This is a genomic window from Hafnia sp. HMSC23F03, assembly GCF_001816025.1.
In the GTDB taxonomy this organism is placed as follows: domain Bacteria; phylum Pseudomonadota; class Gammaproteobacteria; order Enterobacterales; family Enterobacteriaceae; genus Hafnia; species Hafnia paralvei.
Map to the genome: position 1 here is coordinate 109,653 of NZ_KV824188.1, position 21,387 is coordinate 131,039.

The 21,387-nt window shown below is 46.0% G+C and carries 20 protein-coding genes; 8 read left to right on the top strand and 12 right to left on the bottom strand.

Going from position 1 to position 21,387, the window contains the following annotated elements:
- Nucleotides 1-405 precede the first annotated feature (405 nt).
- A complete protein-coding gene (locus tag HMPREF3091_RS01635) occupies nt 406-2,610 on the bottom strand; it encodes a sensor domain-containing phosphodiesterase (RefSeq protein WP_004847707.1) in 2,205 nt (734 codons plus the stop codon).
- A gap of 541 nt (nt 2,611-3,151) precedes the next feature.
- Here HMPREF3091_RS01635 and HMPREF3091_RS01640 point away from each other — a divergent pair.
- The 3 genes from HMPREF3091_RS01640 to HMPREF3091_RS01650 all read left to right on the top strand — a co-directional run bounded on the left by HMPREF3091_RS01640 (nt 3,152) and on the right by HMPREF3091_RS01650 (nt 8,100).
- Nucleotides 3,152-3,394, top strand: coding sequence for a YfgG family protein (locus tag HMPREF3091_RS01640; RefSeq protein WP_004847705.1), 243 nt, complete (start codon nt 3,152-3,154; stop codon nt 3,392-3,394).
- 65 nt (nt 3,395-3,459) lie between these two features.
- On the top strand, nt 3,460-4,896 hold the full coding sequence (gene mgtE / locus HMPREF3091_RS01645) for a magnesium transporter (protein WP_004847704.1): 1,437 nt from the start codon (nt 3,460-3,462) through the stop codon (nt 4,894-4,896).
- A gap of 216 nt (nt 4,897-5,112) precedes the next feature.
- Entirely contained in the window at nt 5,113-8,100 is a 2,988-nt protein-coding gene (locus tag HMPREF3091_RS01650; RefSeq protein WP_070713641.1) for a PAS domain S-box protein, read from the top strand.
- A gap of 10 nt (nt 8,101-8,110) precedes the next feature.
- Here the strand turns inward: HMPREF3091_RS01650 and HMPREF3091_RS01655 are convergent, their stop codons facing one another.
- Nucleotides 8,111-8,593 carry a methylated-DNA--[protein]-cysteine S-methyltransferase gene (locus HMPREF3091_RS01655; protein WP_070713645.1) on the bottom strand — a complete coding sequence of 161 codons (483 nt, stop codon included), beginning with the start codon at nt 8,591-8,593 and terminating at the stop codon, nt 8,111-8,113.
- A complete protein-coding gene (gene alkA / locus HMPREF3091_RS01660) occupies nt 8,593-10,026 on the bottom strand; it encodes a DNA-3-methyladenine glycosylase 2 (protein WP_070713648.1) in 1,434 nt (477 codons plus the stop codon). The genes HMPREF3091_RS01655 and alkA overlap by 1 nt, the downstream gene beginning before the upstream one ends.
- A gap of 195 nt (nt 10,027-10,221) precedes the next feature.
- Between alkA and yegD the strand changes: the two genes are divergently transcribed.
- A complete protein-coding gene (yegD, locus tag HMPREF3091_RS01665; RefSeq protein WP_070713650.1) occupies nt 10,222-11,574 on the top strand; it encodes a molecular chaperone in 1,353 nt (450 codons plus the stop codon).
- An 86-nt stretch (nt 11,575-11,660) separates the two neighbouring features.
- Here the strand turns inward: yegD and HMPREF3091_RS01670 are convergent, their stop codons facing one another.
- A complete protein-coding gene (locus HMPREF3091_RS01670) occupies nt 11,661-12,200 on the bottom strand; it encodes a DUF1003 domain-containing protein (protein WP_070713653.1) in 540 nt (179 codons plus the stop codon).
- A 730-nt stretch (nt 12,201-12,930) separates the two neighbouring features.
- Between HMPREF3091_RS01670 and HMPREF3091_RS01675 the strand changes: the two genes are divergently transcribed.
- Nucleotides 12,931-14,292 carry an APC family permease gene (locus tag HMPREF3091_RS01675; RefSeq protein ID WP_064573086.1) on the top strand — a complete coding sequence of 454 codons (1,362 nt, stop codon included), beginning with the start codon at nt 12,931-12,933 and terminating at the stop codon, nt 14,290-14,292.
- A gap of 65 nt (nt 14,293-14,357) precedes the next feature.
- On the opposite strand, the gene HMPREF3091_RS01680 is transcribed toward HMPREF3091_RS01675, so the two are convergent.
- The 3 genes from HMPREF3091_RS01680 to HMPREF3091_RS01690 all read right to left on the bottom strand — a co-directional run bounded on the left by HMPREF3091_RS01680 (nt 14,358) and on the right by HMPREF3091_RS01690 (nt 15,686).
- The gene (locus tag HMPREF3091_RS01680; protein ID WP_070713655.1) at nt 14,358-14,837 is read right to left on the bottom strand and encodes a GNAT family N-acetyltransferase; all 480 of its coding nucleotides are present in this window, start codon (nt 14,835-14,837) and stop codon (nt 14,358-14,360) included.
- A gap of 4 nt (nt 14,838-14,841) precedes the next feature.
- Nucleotides 14,842-15,270, bottom strand: coding sequence for a TOBE domain-containing protein (locus HMPREF3091_RS01685; protein WP_070713659.1), 429 nt, complete (start codon nt 15,268-15,270; stop codon nt 14,842-14,844).
- Nucleotides 15,271-15,371: 101 nt separating this feature from the next.
- Entirely contained in the window at nt 15,372-15,686 is a 315-nt protein-coding gene (locus HMPREF3091_RS01690; protein WP_004095515.1) for a DUF2623 family protein, read from the bottom strand.
- Between the two features lie 301 nt (nt 15,687-15,987).
- Between HMPREF3091_RS01690 and HMPREF3091_RS01695 the strand changes: the two genes are divergently transcribed.
- From HMPREF3091_RS01695 to HMPREF3091_RS22980, 3 genes are all read left to right on the top strand, one after another.
- A complete protein-coding gene (locus HMPREF3091_RS01695) occupies nt 15,988-16,191 on the top strand; it encodes a hypothetical protein (protein ID WP_004095514.1) in 204 nt (67 codons plus the stop codon).
- Nucleotides 16,192-16,305: 114 nt separating this feature from the next.
- On the top strand, nt 16,306-16,731 hold the full coding sequence (locus HMPREF3091_RS01700; RefSeq protein WP_070713664.1) for a GNAT family N-acetyltransferase: 426 nt from the start codon (nt 16,306-16,308) through the stop codon (nt 16,729-16,731).
- A gap of 301 nt (nt 16,732-17,032) precedes the next feature.
- Nucleotides 17,033-17,164, top strand: coding sequence for a hypothetical protein (locus HMPREF3091_RS22980; protein WP_004095510.1), 132 nt, complete (start codon nt 17,033-17,035; stop codon nt 17,162-17,164).
- Between the two features lie 78 nt (nt 17,165-17,242).
- Here the strand turns inward: HMPREF3091_RS22980 and yjjG are convergent, their stop codons facing one another.
- From yjjG to hpaR, 5 genes are all read right to left on the bottom strand, one after another.
- Nucleotides 17,243-17,917 carry a pyrimidine 5'-nucleotidase gene (gene yjjG, locus HMPREF3091_RS01705; protein ID WP_035503960.1) on the bottom strand — a complete coding sequence of 225 codons (675 nt, stop codon included), beginning with the start codon at nt 17,915-17,917 and terminating at the stop codon, nt 17,243-17,245.
- A 167-nt stretch (nt 17,918-18,084) separates the two neighbouring features.
- Nucleotides 18,085-19,029 (bottom strand): kdo(2)-lipid IV(A) palmitoleoyltransferase, encoded by a 945-nt coding sequence (gene lpxP, locus HMPREF3091_RS01710; protein WP_050854800.1) that lies wholly within the window; start codon nt 19,027-19,029, stop codon nt 18,085-18,087.
- A 307-nt stretch (nt 19,030-19,336) separates the two neighbouring features.
- Nucleotides 19,337-19,549, bottom strand: a complete 213-nt coding sequence (gene cspA, locus HMPREF3091_RS01715) for a transcription antiterminator/RNA stability regulator CspE (protein ID WP_004095506.1) — start codon at nt 19,547-19,549, stop codon at nt 19,337-19,339.
- Between the two features lie 435 nt (nt 19,550-19,984).
- Nucleotides 19,985-20,623, bottom strand: coding sequence for a hypothetical protein (locus HMPREF3091_RS01720; RefSeq protein ID WP_070713667.1), 639 nt, complete (start codon nt 20,621-20,623; stop codon nt 19,985-19,987).
- 255 nt (nt 20,624-20,878) lie between these two features.
- Nucleotides 20,879-21,319: a homoprotocatechuate degradation operon regulator HpaR gene (gene hpaR / locus HMPREF3091_RS01725; RefSeq protein ID WP_035503990.1), complete on the bottom strand. Its 441-nt coding sequence runs from the start codon at nt 21,317-21,319 to the stop codon at nt 20,879-20,881.
- Between the last annotated feature and the right edge of the window lie 68 nt (nt 21,320-21,387).

Sequence of the window (21,387 nt, forward strand, 5' to 3'; positions counted from 1 at the left end):
AGATAGTTACTGTATAAGTTATTAGCTGACGAGATATGGCGACTACGCGGATAAGTAAACACGTTCTAGCAGGTAAAAGACAAGAGCTAAATTGACTTGCGGAATCATCATCCAGAGAAAGTTGGTGAGCTAGTTAATGATTTGGCATTTTAAGAGTATCACCATACATAAATTGCCCCATAACGTGGTGTTCTCTGCGGATGATTGATTAAAAAACATACATACGCAAGAATTTTACACTACTAAGACCTTAAGCGTGAAACTCACGTTTATCGCTATAAAAATAGCAAAACGAAACAATAAAAACAGCATAAAATCAGTGTGTTAATTAAGAAGTCACTCCTATTCACTGCAGGAATTGCCCTGCAGTGATAAAGAGCAGATTTAGCCGTAATATGCAGAAAATCAGAGAGAAGAGAGAGGTTGTGGCTTTCCTAGTAGATAACCCTGAATATAATCAACACCCAGTGCTTTCAACTGAAACTTTTGTGCTTCATCTTCAACATATTCAGCCACTACCGAAAGCTTTTTGAGGCGGGCTATCTGACACATGGCCGATACAATTTGCTGATCGATAGGACTATCCATTAATTGACGAACAAAGCTTCCGTCTATTTTCAAAATATCCGCTTCAATGTGTTTAAGCCGATCGTAGCTCGCAAAGCCAGTACCAAAATCGTCAATGGCAATACGGCATCCCATCTGGCGTAATTGAGATAGCGTTTTTGAAGTCAGCTCTTTAGTCTGTGTAATATTGCTCTCGGTGATTTCAAGGATTATTTGATAAGGCTCAACCTGATACTGTGCCAGAATACGGGCAATATCTTGAACCAGAGTCGGCCTAGCTAACGTTGATGGAGTCAAATTGATCGCAAAACACACCGCTGGCAAACGTTCACGATTTTCATTGATAAATGCCAGCGTATTATTAAGTACCCATAAATCAACGTCATAGTTAAGCCCAAACTCCTGTACTACGGGGAAGAAGTCGTTTGGCATGATGATATTGCCGTGCTCGTCCTGCAACCTGAGCAAAACTTCGTAATAGCGATCGCCACGAAATCCCTCAATCGGCTGAGCCATCAGCATAAAACGATCTTTATCTAGGCCATTCTGGATATGGTGAAGCATCGCGACTTTACTATGAATACCCTCTTGCAACGACTGGGCATTCAGGTGGGTTGATTCTGCGTTCCCCGTGATCAGAGAACGCTCAGCCATCGAACTGAGTTCGCCAATAATGGTGTAAATATGCTCTAGTGGCTGACGAACGGTGCAGTAACCAATGCCATAATGTAAACGCAAAGGCAGACCATTCCACAATAGGCGAAATGTCTTCATTGCATCGTTAAGCCGCGTCAGTGTTTCAGCCGCATTTTTATTATTTAGCCGTAATACGAGGTCATAGCTAGGAAGCTGGTATACCCCTTCATTATTAGCCATCACCTTTTTCATCATGCTGGCTAGACGCTGTTTATACTCAAGCCTTAGCTGCATTCCGTAAGTACGGCAAAGCGTATCCAGATTCGCAATGCGTAAAAAACAGACCACCGAGCGTTCATGCTGTTTTAAGTCATGATGCAAACATCGCAAATTGGGCAATTGAATAACAGGATCAATCATCGACGCACGCTGCGTTTTGATATACAGCCTACGCTGGCGTGTATTTACTGCGGCCATCAGAATAATGGTAAGTGTAAACATCACCATCATCGACATAATTAGCGCCAGGCTATGCGCTAGGTTATCCCACTGCACAAAGCCATCATAATTAATCAGTAGCGTAATCACCGAAGCTGACCACACAAGGCTCGTTAATTGATACCCATAGCGCAGAGCCCCAAATAACATCAAAGGCAAAAGTAACGTCACCGTATAATCAGTGAAAAAAATGCTGGAGCTGTCGTTGGCAGGGATACACAACATTGCCAGCATAATGACCAACAAAACCAGCCAAAGCTGAATTTCCCAAGCGCTAACGCCTTGGGCTAGCTCTTTACGGCAACGACTGACAATAACGCGAATAAAGCGCGGTTTGATGGCAACGCGGAGCAGGTAGTAGCACATTGGCACACCAGATAAGCAGGCCAATATTAATGCTTGGTAACTAATGAGTGTTCTTATTGAGAACGGAGCAGAGGCAGCCATTCTCTCTACTGGAATGAATACTCCCAAAGCAACGGCAATCTGTATCAGCAAAAGAAAAACCAACGGTAAAACAGCGACAATCCAAAAAAGCCGCGGCAGCATCGTTTGCATGCGGCCAAACCCACATGACCATCGATTTCCTACATGCTTTAAAAAACTATACCAGCATACCCCCAGCGAAAGCGTAAACGCTAACGCGACCAATGCTCCGGGGAGAAGTCCTAGTTTGTAGATATAGAGAACGAAAGAAACTATGGCTAGGGCGGGGAATACGCGCCAGCTAAAAATCATTAATAAAGAGACAGAGATAGCTAACGGCAAGAATAGAAGAAACACCTCGCCCTCTCCAACGAGAAGATAAGGGGATGCCATCAGACTGAGAGGTAATAAAATAACTGCAAAAAGTAGGGGGATACCCCACCAATAACTTAAGCGATGTAGTTGATTTTGTAATTGGCTCATGGACTAGACTTTTATGGGTTCCGAGGTCACTCCTTGCTACATGTTCTAACACGGTCATTGAGTGAATGAATAACAACAATGCTCGTTGCAAAAACAGTGCTAATAAAAAGTGGCATCCTAATCACTCTTTTGAACTCCCACTAGGAGTTCAGACGTCAATCCAAGCCCATCATATGAAGGTGCTTTGAGAATGGCCTGAGATATTATGTAACGTGGTATTCTACCTTTTGATGATGATCAAAAAACACTGAATTCAATTATAATTTGCGCTTAATCCAGATTTATCCTGTAAGCATCTTTCTTTCTCTATTAACTAAATAGATTAAATATTGAACCAATGTTAAACCAAAATTTAAAAAGCGAATAAAATGCTAGACGCTAACGATGGTGAAACTTACCCTTCCCATCATTAATCACCCAAGATTGATAACTCATTCATAGCACGAAAGATTTTGTCTTTAGCACATCTATGATTGACGCCTCAGCCTGACTATGCCTAAATCAGAGGCTGATATCTCTAAAACGAGATGATTAGACGACGATGAATATTCATAAACTAAAGCGACGTACTAACGTCCAAATGACCAAAATTGTACTGCTGATCAGCTTTATCATTTTGATCGGCCGGTTACTCTACGCTTCCTTTGGCGCGATTTCCCATCATCAGGATAAAAAGGAAAATCAGCAAATCGCACCAACTGAGAAATCTCAGCCACTTCAACGCAATACTGACTCTGCAACACCTGCGCAGAAAAAAGACACGCAGACACCGCTTAAAGACTAAGCTTTAAGCAGGCAAACTTACGCCTACAACCTCATAATGAATAAGAAAAAGGAATTACTTTTCTGATGCCCGTCATTGCAAAAAATCATGTTAAACAACGCGCAGAAGACCGTTTCCGTATCCTGCAATTACTGCTGAATAATAAATCACTGTCTGAAGGTATCCTCGGCAAACTTGAAGATCCAGCACAACTGCACAACCCTGAACTCCTCGACCAAACCGCTGAAATAAAATCACTCGTCAATAAGCTGCCCGCACCGGATCTGGCTGATACTCTGGAAGCGCTCCCCGCGGATGAGCGACATGCGCTTTGGCGTTTAGTGGGCAAAGAGAAGCGTGGTAAAACGCTCGTCGAAGCCTCTGAAAGCGTTTGGGACAGCCTTATTGATGAAATGAGTGACAAAGAACTGCTAACCGCATTACGGTCACTCGATATCGATGAGCAGGTCTATCTCGGACAGTACCTCCCACGTAACCTGATGGGACGCCTGCTGACCTCGATGGAACCGGAACAACGTGCGCAGGTTCGCGAAGTCATTCGCTACGGTAAACATACCGTTGGCGCGATTATGGACTTCGAAATTATCACCGTGCGTCCTGATGTTTCACTCGCTACCGTACAACGCTTTTTGCGCATGCGCGGCACCATTCCCCTTAATACAGACAAACTCTTTGTCACCGACAGAACCAACCGTCTGCTGGGTGAACTTTGTTTAACGACCGTGCTACTGAACCAGCCAGAAAAACGCGTCAGTGAGGTGATGGATAAAGATCCTGCGACATTCGACCCTGAAGATAATGATGAAGAAGCAGCACGAACCTTCGAACGTGATGACTTACTCAGCGCCCCAGTGGTTGATGCCAAAGGTAAGCTGATGGGACGCCTCACCATTGAAGATATCGTTGACGTAGTTTATGAGGAAAGCGATACCGATTTACGCCGTATGGGTGGCTTGAGTGCCGAAGAGGATGTATTCGCCCCCGTCACCAAAGCGGTAAAAACACGTTGGACATGGCTGGCGCTTAATCTTTGTACTGCCTTTATCGCATCACGCGTCATTGGGTTATTTGAACATACCATTTCTCAACTCGTCGCACTGGCCGCACTGATGCCTATTGTTGCAGGAATTGGCGGTAATACCGGTAATCAAACCATCACCATGATAGTCCGAGCCTTGGCGTTACAACATATTCAAGCAGGCAATATCTCGTTTTTATTACTGCGCGAGCTCGGCGTTGCCTTGATTAACGGAATTGTCTGGGGAGGGATCATGGGGCTCGTCACCTATCTGCTCTATCATAATGCGGCGATGGGCGGCGTTATGACGCTAGCAATGATACTAAACCTCCTGATGGCGGCGCTGATGGGAGTGGTTATCCCCATGACAATGACCCGTTTGGGTCGCGACCCTGCCGTGGGTTCCAGCGTTCTTATTACTGCAATAACAGATACCGGCGGATTCTTTATCTTCCTTGGATTAGCCACTTTATTTCTGCTTTAATTATCTAAGAACCAACCTAATTTATTATTAGCCCCAAAAGCGACGATGTTTTTTTGGGGTTATAACCAAATCACCCATCAAATGTAAGTCTATAAACTATTTGTTATGGCTATTAATGTTGCACATAGTGGCATTTAGACTAACATTCGAGCAAATGCCAGCGTAAAAAACATTAAAAATATTAATGTATTACTCGCTCATCGCTAAGGTTGGGGTATGGATGTTAGTCTAGATGTGAGTGTTGAAAAAAAGCCCCATGTTGTTGCCACACTCGCGGTTTTTGCTGGCTTGATTTATTCTCTGGCCTGCTTTTGCATTACTCTCACTCAGCATGATACCAACTTGGCTTCGCTGTGGTTTCCAACAGCGGCCACGATTGCCTTTTTATTTCATCATAAAAAACGGCTGTGGCCTTTTTTCCTGATTACAGCACAGCTAGCCACTATGGCGGCTAATTGGACCTTCTTCCCTATCAGCTTATTCTCGGTTCAATTGGCGCTGATTAACCAAATTCAGGCTGTGGTATGTACGCTGCTTTTAAGTAAATTCCTCAATCATAAATCGCCGATCGACGGTCTACATACTTGGTTCAGATTTGTGATCTGCAGTGTCATTGTATCGCCTCTGCTCAGCGCGACTTTAGCGGCTATGGTTGTTTCGTTACACGGGTTTGCCCCCTTTAACCAGATATTCGGTGTCTGGTTTATGTCTGAGTCAATCAGCGTGATGGCGCTAACACCGGTAGGCCTTTTGTATTACCGCGGTTTCTTACAAAAAAGCCTCCGTGAGCAGACCATGGTCGAAAGTATTACGATTATTACTATTGCGCTTATTTCATGTTTTTACGCCATGCAATACCTTCCATTCCCGTTTACTTTTGCCATCATTCCAATGCTCTGGGCCGCCATTCGCCTACCGTTGCTACAGGCTTTTAGTAGCTTCCTTTGCGTCATTATCTTATTGGCAATCATGATGGCCTACCACGTCGTGGATATTCGTTCAGCCTACCCCACGGTGAACGAAATTCTCGTCTATACGCCGCTGTTATTGGTTCTGTTGCCGGTCAACTCGGTGGCAGTATTGATGCATGCATTTCGATCAGAACGCGATCACATTGAAGAAAGCGAAACTCGTTTTCGTAACGTCATTGAGTTCTCTGCCATTGGTACCGCCTTGGTCGGGCTCGACGGCCGTTGGATACAGGTCAATCCAGCACTTTGCCAAATGCTGGGATATCCTGCGGATGTGCTTACCGACATGACATTTCAGGATATCACCCATCGCGATGACTTAGAGACAGACCTGCGCCAGCTTAATGCGTTGGTTGATGGTGAGATCAACAGCTACAGCATGGAAAAACGCTATCTGCGCAGCTCTGGTGAGAGCATCTGGACACTGCTGAGTGTCTCGTTGATCCGCGATCCTCAAGGAGAGCCGCTCTATTTTGTATCGCAGATAAAAGACATTAGTGAGATAAAAAATAACGAAAGATATAAACAACAGCTGCTCGATAAGCTTTATGAAGAGAAAGAGCGCCTGCATATTACGCTGACCTCTATCGGCGATGCTGTCATTAGCACCGATAGCCATAAACACGTCACCTTTATGAACCCCGTAGCGGAAAAAATGACGGGATGGACACAGCTAGAAGCACTGGGGCTTCCCATTGATAACATCGTACATCTCTACGATGGTGTTGATGGTGATACCGTTCATCCGCTACGCATGGATGAAGTTAGTCATGCAAAACGCACAGAAGACCGGTTGATTCTAAAAAATTTGCAAGGCGCTCACTTTGACGTGCAGAGTCGCGTCTCAGAGCTAACCGATATCCATCGTAACCTCATGGGTTACGTTTTGGTCTTCCAAGATGTGAGCGAATCCCGCGAACTTCTGCGTAAACTCTCCTACAGTGCCCTACATGATCCCCTCACCGGATTACCTAACCGCGTAAGCTTCGAACAGGCACTAAAACGTGCGCTACGTCAGGCCGTTGAAGAAAAACGCACTCACGCGCTGGTGTTTCTCGATCTGGATAGATTCAAAGCCGTTAACGATAGCGCGGGTCATGCAGCCGGCGACGCACTGCTGCAAAAGATTAGCCAATCCATGTTATCCCATACCCGCCCACCGGATATGCTCGCCCGCCTCGGCGGAGATGAATTTGCCTTTATCTTGCTTGATTGTGAAACCCATCAAGCTAAAGAACACATCACTCGTATTATCAATGAAATAAATGACTATCTCTTCGAATGGGAAGGCAAGCTACATCGCGTGGGTGCCAGCGCAGGAATGACGGTGATTAATTCCGGTAACGCAATCGCTGCCGATTTGATGAATCAGGCCGATATTGCCTGCTATACAGCAAAACACAGCGGCCGCGGCAAACTCATGTGCTACGAGCCCAAAAACAAGCTGCATATTAATTATGAGAAAGGACTACTCAGCGGCGAGGATATCGATGCCATCTTGGCTGAGGATCGGATACATATTTTGGCGCAGGGAATAGCGCCCCCTAAAACACCTCGTGCTATTGCCTTTTATAATTTAGAGCTCATGCCTTATCAGAATAATGGCGTCAATATTTTACCCGAGCTCTTTCTGGAATCATGCTTCCAGAACCACCGACGGGAAGATGTCGATCGTTGGCTGCTACGCAAAGTGTTAAACCACACCTCTCAAGCGCTGAAATATAAAGGCGTCAGTGTCGCGTTACCTCTGGCAAGCAGCAGTCTATGCAATCCTCAATTTACCGCACAGTTAGTCGACATGCTGCAAAACTCGGCTCTCCCAACGTCTAGATTGCTCATCCGTGTACCTGAAAGCGCAGTAAATGAAGACTATGCGCAATCACAACCTGCGTTAAATGCGCTGTCTGAGCTTGGTTGTCGGCTTATTGTCGAGGATTTTGGACGCAACCTCAGTGCCATAGAGCGGCTAGAGTCGGTCAATATTGAATACGTCATGATTACCCCCACGCTGATTACCAACGTACATTGCAATCAAATGGATGAAGTTTTGGTATCTATCATTCACGGTAACGCGTGGCGGCATGGCGCTCAAACCATTGCAGGGCCTGCCGATATACAGGCCACGTTGCTCACTCTGGATAGCATCAAAATCGATCTTGCGTTTGGTAACATGATCCAAGAGGTAAAACCGCTTACGGCAGTGCTTGAAGATGGTTATTTCGGCATGAATTAGCCTTAATCACCTAAGCAGGAATGCTTACGCCCTCGCGTTTCAACAGCCATGCTTTGCGATTTATTCCGCCGGCGTAGCCGGTTAATTTACCCGATGTACCAATCACGCGATGACATGGAATAACGACTGACCAAGGATTATGCCCGATAGCCTGAGCCACCGCGCGAACGCCTCTCGGATTCCCCACTTTGATAGCAACATCCATATAGCTACAGGTTTCACCGCACGGAATTTCCCGGAGTGCCTGCCAAACAGCCCGCTGAAATGGCGTTCCTCTCACTGCCAGTGGAAAATCGAAACAATCGCTCTGGCCGGAAAAATAGGCTACTAGCTGAGGTTTCACCGAATCCAGCAGCGGATGGTTCTTCAGCTCCTGATGTAGACTAAAATCAGGAAGATATTTTTGTCCGTCAAAGTAGATGCCATGCACACTCTCTTCGTCGAACAGCACGAACATCTCCCCTTGAGGCGTGGCAAAATGACCGTAGTTCATTAGATTATCTCCGTTGTCCAACTATCGTTATGCCATAAATGTAAAGTGGCATAGGCACGCCAAGGCCGCCAACGTTCGGCATAGTGCACAATTTTGCTCGGCGTCATCTGGGGAAAGCGCTGCTTTATCAGATAATCCCCTTGTAAAAAAGCATCTGGCCAGCTCCATGCTCGCATTGCGATATAGGTTGCTGTCCAAATCCCAATGCCAGGAATTGCCGTAATCGCAGCAATGCCTCCTTCAATATCCAGCACATCCTCGAGCGATAAACGCCCCTCACTGACTTCTTTTGCTAAATGTACAATGCTCGCCGCGCGTTTAAGAGGAATGCCGATCGTTTTCAACTCCTCGGGGGTTACCCGAGCGAGTTGATGTGCATCTGGGAATATGACCTTCAATTCATCCCGCGGGGTATCTACTGCCTCTCCCCAACGTTCTGCAACGACAGAGGCAAACTTTGCCGCCATTTTCACGCTAACCACCTGCCCTAAAATCGCCCTAACTGACTGTTCGAAGGCATTTACACAGCCCGGTAGCCGTAACCCAGGATTTTGGGCAAGACTGCCTAGTCCGGCAGAAATCGCCACTGGGTCGGCGTCCAAATCCAAAAGTTGGCGCACCCGCCGCAGAACCTCAGGCGCATGCGGTGCCAATGAAGCAGAAATCTGCACCTTTACACGGCAGCGCGACGCCTCTGGACGCAAAACGATCCAACCGGCCGCATCGCCAATCCGTAAAGTGCGCTGATAATCACCGTTCGCAGTGACGCTATCTACGCCTGAAACGCTACGCGCAGCGAGAAATCCCAGCATCCACGCCCAATCATAGGGAGGACGATAGCTCAGCGACAGCGTTAACCCTTCTTCCTGCCCTTTGTGACTAGCCCGTAGAGAACTTGGCGTCATTCGATATCTCGCACTAAATAATTCGTTAAAACGGCGCAGGCTGCCAAATCCCGCGCTGAGCGCAACTTCTGCCAGTGGCAAATGGCTGTCCATTAACAGCCGTTTAGCCTGCAACAGGCGGTAGGACTGCGCGTACTCAATGGGCGAAGCGCCAAAACGATCGGCAAATACCCGACGCAGTTGGCGATCGGAAATCCCTAATCGCGTCGCTAAGTCTTCACAGCTATGCTGGGTTAAAAAGCCCTGCTCAATCAGTTGAACCGCAAGCTGCATGTAGCGGCTGGAGAGATCGACTATCGACAGCCCTGGAGCCAGCTCTGGGCGGCATTTAAGACAAGGGCGATATCCATCACGCTCCGCTGCGGCGGCACTGGGATAGAAGTGGCAATTCTCCGCTTTCGGCGTACGAGCCCCGCAAACCGTACGGCAATATATTTTGGTTGATGACACGCCAACAAAAATGCGCCCATCAAACTTAGGGTCACGCGCTTTCAATGCCGCATACCAGATTTCATGATTGCCGTTCATACTTCCTCCTGCCGTTTCTGTATACAGCTTATCCTTTATTGACGGTTCTGACTCGCGGAAATCGGACATTGATATCGCCGCCGGTTCGGCTGCATTCGCAAGGTAAAATCGCGATGAGAGGAGAGTTATTTGATGAAAACGGCGCAATAGAGTAAAGTCGCCGCCCTTCATGGCATGGGGAACGTTGGAGAACATATGTTTATTGGATTCGATTATGGCACCGCAAACTGCTCTGTGGCAGTGATGCGAGATGACCAACCTGAGTTATTACCTCTTGAGCAGGACTCTCCGTATCTGCCCTCAATGTTATGCGCGCCCACTCGTGAAGCGGTGAGCGAATGCTTACATCGTCATTGGCAAGTGCCAACCGGCAGCGATGAAAACCAACAGCTATTGCGCCGAGCAATAAACTTTAACCGCGAAGAAGATATTCCGGTAAACAGCGACAGCATTCAATTTGGTCTAAAAGCACTTGGGATTTACGTGGAAGACCCTGAAGAGGTCTACTTCGTAAAATCACCGAAGTCATTTTTGGGCGCTAATGGTCTTAAGCCTCAGCAAATCGCCATGTTTGAAGATCTGGTGTGCGCCATGATGTACCACATCAAACGTCAGGCCGAAAGTTCGCTTAATCAAGCTATTACTCAGGCCGTGATCGGGCGGCCGATCAATTTTCAAGGCACCGGTGGCGAAGAGGCAAACGCACAGGCGCAGGGTATTCTCGACCGTGCCGCACATCGCGCAGGCTTCCAAGACGTTACATTCCAGTTCGAACCCGTGGCCGCGGGCTTAGATTTTGAAGCCACGCTCAGTGAAGAGAAAAAGGTTCTCGTGGTCGATATCGGCGGCGGGACAACCGACTGTTCGGTGCTGTTGATGGGACCACAATGGCGGGAACTTAGCGACCGCCACGACAGCCTGTTAGGCCACAGCGGGTGCCGCGTAGGCGGAAACGATCTGGATATTATGCTGGCATTCAAACAGATGATGCCATTGCTGGGTGCGGGGGGTGTCACAGAGAAAGGCACAGCGCTGCCGGCACTGCCTTATTGGAACGCCGTCGCCACTAACGATGTGCCTGCGCAAAGTGATTTCTACAGCACCGCTAATGGCCGTATGCTGCGTGATTTAATCCGCGATGCAGCTGAACCCAATAAAGTTGAACTGCTACTGAAAGTTTATCAGCAACGTTTGAGCTATCGTTTAGTGCGTGCTGCTGAAGAGAGCAAAATTGCGCTTTCCCAGCAAGACAGCATCAGCACAGCTTTAGACTTCATTGCGAAAGGTTTGGTACAGCATCTGAATGCGCACGAATTGGCAGAGGCGATTATTCAACCGCTGGAGCGTATCCAAGAGCAGGTTAGCAGCGCATTAACGGTTAGCAACATCACTCCTGAAGTCATTTATCTCACCGGAGGAAGTGCTCGCTCACCGATTATCCGAGACGCATTGGCACGCCAATTACCGGGCATCCCAATCGTCGGCGGTAACGATTTTGGCTCTGTCACGGCAGGCCTAGCTCGCTGGGCTCAGCGCGTGTATCGTTAGCAGGTTAGTAAGCACTTAATCTGCGCGGCGTAGCGGTAAAATATCGCTACGCCGCTCAGGCAACGCGTTAGCGTGGGATGATAAGATCAGGTTTTATCCGCAGGTGAAGTGCTATTTGACTGTGCAGCCGCAGCATCTAGACGCGCAGTCAGCGTACGAATCGCTTCAGTGAGCGCCTGAATCTCTTTCTCTTTCAGCAAATCTATCTTTTCGTGCAACAACTCAATTTCCAGTTCAGCTTTGACGTTAATTTCAAAATCATTCTCAGCTCTTTTCCGATCCATATCACTCTGACGCGTTTGGCTCATCATAATAGCCGGAGCCGTATAAGCGGCCTGAAACGAGAGTAATAAGTTCAACAGAATAAACGGATAGGGATCCCATGCGTTATGCCCAAACCACGCATTACCGACCATCCAGCAAGCCAGCAGAACACTTTGGATAATGATAAAACGCCACGAGCCGATAGTGCTGGTGACGCCGTCTGCCATACGTTGGCCAAAGGTTAGCGTAGGGGCTGTCGAAGACGTCGCACTAGCGGCGTTCTTCTGATTAAGAAACTTTTCTCGGCGTAATCGACGGGATTCACGTAGCTTTTGTAGCAAGGAGTTGTCGTTAATGTTCATGGCGTTTCTCTGTTGCAGGCATTGGTAGCCCTCACGGATAGAGCAAACCAATGTCAAGATACTCACACTTTGGCAATAGCGTCCGAATTCGTCAAACACGATTCCCTATAAATTTTGCCAAACAAAGGATAACCCAAGCATTTATTCTCATTTGCGATACATGATTCAGGTCACGAAATAAGGTTATTTTTTGGCAGTTACGTGAATGTTTGAGGCCTAAATAAGTTGTGAATTTGTTAGCTTTTTAGGCATGTTTTTTGCCGCAGCTAAATAAAACGAAAAAATAGCACAAAAAGCAAAAAAGAAAGGCCTCAAGTAGGCTTACACATCTTGTCAGATTGCCCCCCTTGGGGCAAAATACGCGCCCTGCAAATGGCCGATGTTTAAAATGACATCGGTTATTTTTTTGCATCAGGTAATGAGTTTTATAACTGAGGCCGGCTTATAAACCGGACATGATAATCGCTATTTAGCGGCACATTTAGCCGCGCTACTACTGAGGAAACTTAGATGGGGCAATCATTCGCTTTCGCGCCGGGATTCACTGGCATGCGCTGCAGCAGCAGCGACTATGGGGCAGGAGCTTCTTTCTCCGCTCGCACCTCTTTTACACCTTCCCTGTCCGAATATTATTCTATTATTAGTAGTATCTTCACACGAAGTTTTCCTGTGATCTCTCCGCTTTGCGCAACATCGAACCAAAAAGTCGAGAGCATGGGAGGACTGCGTCATGGCGATTAATACCGCACCTCAAAAACGTGTAGAACTCCGTAAAACATTGACGCTTGTTCAAGTCGTCATGATGGGGTTAGCGTATCTACAACCGATGACCATTTTTGATACCTTTGGTATCGTCAGCGGTCTGACAGATGGCCACGTTGCAACATCTTATGCTATTGCTCTAATTGCAGTGCTTTTCACTGCGGTTAGTTACGGAAAGCTGGTTAAGCGCTTCCCGTCAGCTGGCTCAGCTTATACCTACGCGCAGAAGGCGATTAGCCCGCACGTTGGTTTTATGGTGGGTTGGTCTTCTCTGCTTGATTATCTGTTTATGCCGATGATCAACATTTTGCTGGCTAAAATTTACCTAGAAGCGATTTTCCCAGGCGTGCCATCTTGGATCTTCGTTGGGGGTTTAGTGACGCTGATGACCCTGTTTAACCTACGAGGCATTAACCTCGTTGCAAACTTGAACTCCATCATTGTGGTGATTCAGGTTTCTATCATGGTTATTTTCTTGGGTCTGGTCATCCACGGTATTTACGGTGGTGAAGGTGCCGGTACGCTGATCAGCAGCCGTCCATTCATCTCTGAAAATGCGCATGTGATACCAATGATAACTGGGGCAACGATACTCTGCTTCTCGTTCTTGGGCTTTGATGGCATCAGCTCATTGTCCGAAGAAACGCCAGATGCAGGCCGCGTTATCCCTAAAGCGATTTTCCTGACTGCCCTGATTGGCGGTGTGATCTTTATCGTGGTGTCGTACTTCTTGCAGTTGTACTTCCCAGATATTTCACGCTTCACCAACCCAGATGCATCACAGCCAGAAATCATGCTGTTCGTTGCAGGTAAGTTCTTCCAGTCTATTATTCTGGTGTTCTCCTGCGTGACCGTACTGGCTTCAGGCATGGCAGCACATGCTGGCGTTTCTCGTCTGATGTATGTTATGGGTCGTGACGGCGTATTCCCAGAGCGTCTGTTCGGGTATATCCATCCTAAATGGCGTACCCCGGCGTTCAACGTACTGTTGGTTGGCGCAATTGCACTGTCTGCGGTTTCCTTTGACTTAGTCACTGCAACGGCGCTGATTAACTTTGGTGCACTGGTCGCGTTCACTTTCGTGAACCTGTCAGTGATCTCTCAGTTCTACATTCGTGAAAAACGTAATCGTACGCTGAAAGACACCATTAACTACCTGATCCTGCCTGTTCTGGGTGCCGCGACCGTAGGCGTTCTGTGGGTGAACTTGGAAGAAAGCTCCATGACGTTAGGCCTGATTTGGGGCGCTATTGGTCTGGGCTACTTGACCTTCCTGACCCGCCGTTTCCGTCAGCCGCCTCCGCAGTACGATGCAGAAATCGCTCAGTAAAAACTCTACCTGATTAACTGAAAAAGCCCGCAATGCGGGCTTTTTTTACATCGGGAGGTTAGTACTTACTCAGGCTGCAGAACTTTACGCATCCGCGCATTCTCAAGCACCTGTCCGCCTAGCTCAATTTTCTGAGCAAAAACGATCTCAAAACCGTTACGAGCAAAAAACGGCTGGGCCGTGAGACTGACATAAGCATAAATTTCTGGCAAACGTTGCTGCCGAGCTCGACGCAGGATCTCCGTCATCATCTGACGCGCAATGCCCTGATGGGCGAACGGTGCTGCAACATAGAACTGATCGATTAAACCGTCTGGCTGTAGATCGAAGTATGCTCCAATAACGTCATCGATAACGACCACTGTCGGCTGAATACGTTCCAGCGTTGCTCGCCAACGTTCTGGCGCTTGGCTGGCCTGAATCCACGCAATGCGCTGCTCTTGGGTATATTCTCGAGCGGTAAGTTCAGAAACCGCGGATTCATAAACGTGCCTGAGCGGTAAAATATCCGCCTCGACAAAAGGCCGAAATCGAATTTGACGCATAGCGTTAAGCTTTAGTCGCCAGCATTACGCTTGAGGCTTTGATCAACGCGATCACACGACTTCCGTTGCTTAGCGCCATCTCTTCTGCGCTTTCATTGGTAATAACAGACGTCAGCGTAATGCCTTGATCGGTTTTGATGTGCACCGTCGAATTCACTGCGCCTTTAAGCAACGCGCTGACTTCCCCAGCAAACTGGTTACGGGCAGAGAATACTAAACCACAGTCAACCGAAGCGAGGATCACCCACGGCGCTTTAATCAAAGCCACGGCTTCTTTGCCTTTTACCAACCCCATCGCTTGCTTGCTGGCATGGGTCACGACAGCAACGATTTTAGCGCCACCGTTGAGAGTTAGCTCCACCTCATCGTTCACCGCCCCATCCGCTACCGCTGAGATAACACCACTTAGCTGATTACGTGCAGAAACAGACATTCGACTCTCCTTGGAGATTAGACATGTAGAAACTGTTTCTGATAGTAACAGATGCATGTCATAACAACAGAAGCATCGCTAATAACTGTGAGTCCAATAGTTTATGCATCAAGCGATAATTCATCAGCTCGCCGCGAACGCTCATAGCCGGAATAGTAATAATCCTGAAGCCCTCGCTCTTCGCTACCATGGAAAAAATCGGCGATGGCGTCTCGCTCAAGCCCATAATCACGCGCCAGTTCACCTGCTCGACAAGCGGCCATATAGCGATTATCGACTCTTTTGCCGAAACTATGCGCAAAACCGCACACGAATCCACGGCGATAGTCAAAACAGCGCTGATTCATCTCTGAAGCCGTTTTCGGCTCATATGCCCGAACACCATCCATCACGCCTTCACCAAAATGGTTTTTCACATCATCCTCCACGATCCACCAGCCATGTGAGATAACCTCGATAACCCGCTATACTTGAGCAAATAACGCTCGTTATATAAATCATTATATAACGATTTTATCAACAAAAGGTATACCCTACGCGAGGTATGCCAAGGAGTAGTCCGATATTTAATCTGAAACGATTCTGGGCTATGACGAACATCTCACAACCGAGTATAATCGCCGGCTTGATTCGAAAGCGGCGCAGAATAGCGATTCTGTAACCACCATGTTCTGTAACTATAAAGTTCTGTAACAACTATTTATTAGAGGAATAAAAATGGCTGATGAATTTGATAATGCCAGTGCACTGGAAGAGTTAGAGCGTGATTTAGCCTTGGCTAATCGCCAAAAGACACAAATGCCATTTACCGGTATGTGCTATAACTGCCACGAGAAAATCGAAAGTGGTAACTTCTGCGATAAAGACTGCTGCGAAGATTGGCAGAAAGCACAATGGGCTAAATCACAGCGCCAGCGCTAATAGGTGATGAATAAGCCATTATTTATAATTCTAATCTCTCAGAGATAATGTAATGATGTAGGCCATATCTAATTCATTAGTTTCATTATCTTTGAGACGATAGGAAAATAAGCCATGTCGCCAATGCCTGAAAAAATAAGTTACCACGTGAATAAACCAATCACCGTTGAGCAATTTGTACAGCTATTGTCTGAAACGACGCTTGGCCCTCGTCGCCCATTGGATAATCATGAATGCTTAGCTGGGATGCTAGAACATGCCGATATTCTCGTAACCGCATGGGCAGGAGAGCATCTTATCGGTGTGGCCCGATCGGTAACTGATTTTCACTATTGCTGCTATCTGTCCGATCTCGCGGTGTCCGAGTCGGTGCAAAAAGGTGGCGTTGGCCAGGAATTAATAAAAATGACTTGTCGTCAGCTAAAGCCTGACTGCAAAGTTATTCTCCTCGCAGCCCCACTGGCACAGGAATATTACCCACGTATCGGCTTTGATAAACACCCAAGCGCATGGACCTGTACAGCTCAACACTTCTGCTGATTTTCACTTCGCCTCTGTTCTAATCACCATTTTGAGAGAAGCATCAACCTGAGAAATGATGCAGGGACGGCGTGGTAGATTGACTAGATTTTGGTTTTATTTTCTCAAGATTCATTTTTAGTCTAAGAAAGGGGAACATTTCCCCTTTCAGAATTAGCCATACGTGCGAAAACTTTTGAATTCTGTACGTCAATACAGCATTTGTATGACCTATTCTAGATAGTGTGATAACGATCACAATGAAACACCGTTTTGAAGTATAAAAAGGATTTATCCACATTGATATTTCAAGGCGATAATAATGACAACCACAGTTAAAAGTTATATTTCAGACAACAAATCCACTATCGATACTCTAGTGCTTCGCTTCTGCTGGGGTGTCGCTGCATTAGGTATTGTCGCCTGTATCCTACTCACCAAAATGTATTGGTAAATAAATTCCTATTTCTTTCTTACTTTTTCAAACAAAAACATCTCCAATTGAGGAGATGTTTTTGTTTACATTATATACTTAAGCCAACAAAATTTTTTGCAGTTCACTCAGTGAGCTTACTTGATAACTTGGTGAAATCCCTTCGGGTAAAGCACTCCCCGCCGAGTTTACCCAACAGGTATCAATGCCCGCGTTAATTCCACCTAAAATATCAGAGTGCGGGTTATCACCGACCATCAAAATACGTTCTTTCGGTGGATTATTCATCAGTGAGAAAGCATATTCAAAAATACCGACGTCTGGTTTTGCAATACCTACCTGCTCAGAAATCACCAACGTCGAGAAGGCATCCTTCATTCCTGTGCGCTCTAAGCGGATTGTCTGCAATTGGGTAAAGCCATTCGTAATGATACCTAAGTTCGCCTTACCGCTTAATGCGTTAATCAGCTCCCTTGCCCCAGGCAACACATCACAAATATCAGCCATCGCTTGTAGAAACGCTTCATTAATGTGATTGGCCGTCACGCCCAGACGCTGAGACCACAGCTCGAAACGAGTCGTCTGTAACTGCTCTGCGTTGATGCGCCCGTCTTGGTAATCAACCCACAGAGGCTGATTCACTGCCTGATATTCAGCATAATCACTATCGGTAAAATCAACGTTAAAACGAGAGAACATCAGCTTTAAACCTTCAAAAGCATCAAACCGGAACAATGTCTCATCCGCATCAAAAAGAACCCAACTGTATTTCATTACGCTCGCCTCTCTCGTCATTTCACTCTTTAAAGCCTATCCAAACACGTTCAAATAGCTCGTCTTACCTAAAAATCTGCCGCTTAGAATAGCGTAAACCCCGAACATTTTCTTAACAAAATATTCGGGGCTTAAGATTGTATTATTATTAGCGTTGCAAAAGAAAACTATGCGTAGAGGGAAATATCCCCAATCGGTCGCGTTTTAAATCGACGATGCAACCAGAGATATTGTTCTGGCGCCCGCAAAATTTCTTTTTCTATTACCGCGTTAATAAACTCCGCAGCCGCTTGTTCATTATCGTAAGGATAGTCTTTTAGACCAGGCTGAATAATCAAATGATAGCCGCTGCCGTCCGGCTTACGGATCAGAACGGTGGTCAGCAAAACCGGCTTGGCTAATTTGGCAATGGTAAAGGTTCCATTGGTCGTCGCCGCTTTTTTTACTGCGAAGAATGGCGCGAACGAACTCCCCTTTGGCCCGAAGTCTTGGTCTGGTGCAAACCAAACGGCTTCACCGGCCTTCAGAGCATGAACCATGCCGCGCAGATTACGACGGTCAATCATCGCTTTATTCGAACGAGAACGGCCGCGAGTCTGCACGTATTCCATAACTTTGTTGTTATGCTTGCGATACATGGCCATCATTGGTCGACACAAGCCCATCACGCGCCCGCCGAGCTCAAGAGACATAAAGTGTACGCCAATTACCATCACGCCACGCTTCTCTTCCAGAGCGGCGTTTAAATTCTCAATGCCACTGACGTCAAACCACTTTTTGATGCGCTCATCAGGCCAGAACCATGCCATGCCCGTTTCTAACAATCCCATACCTAGCGAGGTAAAATTGTCCGTGACACGCGCGTCTAATTCTTCAGGAGAGAGGTCGGGAAAGCACAATTCAAGATTACGGCGTGCAATCGTGACACGACGTTTCAGAAAACGTTTGGAGAGTCGTCCCATAGCGCCACCAAGACGGCGAATGATCGGATAAGGCAATTGAACCAATAAATATAAAATACCTAATCCAAACCAAAGAAACCAATGACGCGGATGTAACAAGCTTTTAGAAAAAGCAGAATGTTTCACGATAGACCTTCTTTCTTTACACATACCCATGGCGTATCGCATAAAGAAGAATTTATCTATAGCGGTACATTATTGTATTTGACTCGCTGTGTTCGATTAAGTTGCAGCGAAATTAAAACTTAATAAATCGCGACGGTGTCGCATAGCAGATTTATCTTATCTGTCTTATTTTTCAGAAAGATACTAAATTTACAAATAATAACTTTTAATGATATTAGCAGACAAAATAAAACGGGCCCTGAATATACAGGACCCGTTCTAATTAAATGATTACCGGTTTAGCAATTTAGGATTTCCTAAAATCACAAACTCTGGTGGTCACTTAGCAATATTACAGAGCTACAACGTTAGCTGCTGAAGGACCTTTCTGGCCGTTTTCAACAGTGAACTCAACACGCTGGCCTTCGTCCAGAGTTTTGAATGCGGTGCTCTGAATTGCAGAGAAGTGAACGAAAATGTCTTTGCTGCCGTTGTCTGGAGTGATGAAGCCGAAACCTTTACCAGCGTCAAACCATTTTACTAAGCCAGTCATTTTATCAGACATGATATTTCCTAATTTATTTAAAGTAGAGTCGCCGCTCTCGGGCGAAAAAGGTCTGTTCTATCAGAGGACGTACGGGAGCACTAAAGAAGGAAATTCATGAGCGAAGTGATACACATCGCTAAACAAAGAACTGCTTTACTAAAATGTCTTTCATACTGGTTCTGCATTACAAACCGAAGGCATTAACTCATGTTTGGTACTTTTACGCAAGCACTATCATGATAATTTGCCATATATAAAAAAAAGGTAATGAAATCAAAGCAGAAAAAACACTATTTGCATTGCAGACATATCGTATCAGAAAAAATAATTTTCAACGAAATCGCATTAGGAGAAAAAATTTAGGGAAAGCTTATCGATATGGTGCGCCTAAACCTCTGGCGCACATTTTTTCTACTCTTCTACTTTTTGAAGGCTTTCTTCATACGAGAATGTTTAATGATAAGACTCGATAAGCGCAAGACGTTCCTTGCGGTGCAATTTTTTATCTGACCGCATAATGCCAAAAGCAACACTAAATAAGCACAGCATAAACGGGAGCTCATAGAGCTCTTCTAACAAATCCTGATACTGCCGATCTCTAATAAAAAGCGGAGATAATAAACGATGATGTTCAATCGTATCAGAAATAAGGAAGCTTACGACCATCAGTAATACTGTCCATAGAGGAATACTTTGGTATTTAAACCTCGTGGCAATATCTTTACGTAAAGCAGGAATAAAAAGCATAAGTAATAGCGTGCCAATAAGGATGACCGAAATAGTCCTAAAGTAAATCTTATGCACTTCCGGAAAGAAATCACGCCCCCAGCTAATACCCCGTCCAAAAAGCACTATCCACCATACTGTAGCCCAGCACCAAAACACCTTCTGTCGCGGAGGGAGAGTTAATGGCTTCATATAACACCAGGTAAAAATCGCGCCAAAAAGCAGCCAGACAGACTGTGCATCTTCAATGACCTGAACCACAGCCCCATGAGCAAGGGGGAGTTTTAAGATAGCAAGCAAAGGGAAAGCAGCAACGATAATAGCCAGAAGCGCTGTCGCAGGTGAAAGCGTTTTATTCATTTTCATAGGATTTCTACATCTAGAATGGCGATCCTATCAATTTAACAATGACGCTATCATTATATTTTTCAATTTGTGCTCAGAGTTAAATTTGTACAACTTATATTTCATAATATATCTGGTTATAAAAATACCGCACAATTTGATAAAAATAAAAAGACCACAAAACAATTAATTAAAATTAAATAGCCTAATTTTCATCCACAGAGATAAATAGCGCACGTTACGTATAACAATATATTTATTTTAATAGGAAGAGGATCACTCATCATTTTCGGTGGCTGATGACAAATTTCCCAAAGCAATCAGCTCATCCAAAAGCAGCGTCAACTGCGTCATTTTCTCGCTCGAAAATGCCTGTTCAATGGCTCTATACCCCTCTTCAACCTGCATCCGCGCCTTTTCATATAACGACTTTCCCTCAGGCGTCAGTGAAACATACAGCTTACGCTGATCGTTAACCGGCTTTAGTCGCAGAATCAGTCCATCGCGCTCCATACGCGTTAAGATCCCGGTCAAGCTAGGGCGCGATATGCAGGTTTTACATGAAAGTTCATGAAAATCCATTGACTGACCATCGGCCAAAACGCGAATTATGCGCCACTGCTGCTCAGTCAAATTGTGGCTTTGCAAGATAGGACGGAAAAAGCCCATCGCCGTTTCCCGAGCCTGCAGTAAAGCAATAGTTAAAGATTCATGCATAACGGAGCACTCTTCACAAAATCAGCCAACATCGTGTGGCAACCATAAGTTCGATTATAGGTACATTT